Raw genomic sequence first — 236 nt, 5'->3', positions numbered from 1 at the left:
CGTCAGTCCGGCTGTCGCTGGCTGGTGTGCGCCGATGCCTTCAAGGCGTCTGATTATCACGCCATGGTCCAGGAGCTGGTGCCAGAATTGGCCAGTACCACGCCCGGTGAACTGGCCAGTCCGCGCCTGCCTGAGTTGCGCGGCGTGATCAGCCTGGCCGCCAACCCGCCTGCCGGCTTCCTGCCTTGGCACGCATTGGCCGAGCGGGCAGGGCAGACATCGACCGATGCCTGTAC

General features: G+C 66.5%; 1 protein-coding gene. It reads left to right on the top strand.

The window, feature by feature from the left end; translation table 11 throughout:
• Positions 1 to 236: hypothetical protein (locus tag AC6UDB_RS07275; RefSeq protein WP_500709598.1), on the top strand; the 236-nt coding region annotated here is incomplete at both ends.

Source organism: Fructilactobacillus sp. X3R2C1 (assembly GCF_059901235.1).
This window is presented reverse-complemented; position numbering and strand designations above follow the sequence as displayed.